1 pseudogene is annotated in these 311 nt (G+C 49.2%); it reads right to left on the bottom strand.

What is annotated here, in order from left to right:
* Nucleotides 1-311 (bottom strand): annotated as a pseudogene (gene ligA / locus A3757_RS24680) (NAD-dependent DNA ligase LigA); the annotation flags it as partial.

Below are 311 nucleotides of genomic sequence, written 5' to 3'. Positions count from 1 at the left end.
GCCGCTACATCGAGCGAGCACGCCATCTTCTTCAATTTCTATAGGGGAATCACAAACGGGGCAGCACTTTGGCAGGACAATATCAACACTATCTGGTGGTCGACGCTCTTTAACACATCGTACAACTTTAGGGATTACGTCACCGGCACGGCGAATGACAACCGTGTCACCTACCCTTATTTGTAAACGCTTAACTTCATCCATATTATGCAAGGTTGCGTTGCTAACGGTCACGCCACCGACAAAAACAGGCTTTAAACGAGCAACAGGCGTGAGAACGCCGGTACGCCCAACCTGAAAGTCAACGCTTT

It is taken from the genome of Oleiphilus sp. HI0117, from assembly GCF_001635235.1.
This window is presented reverse-complemented; position numbering and strand designations above follow the sequence as displayed.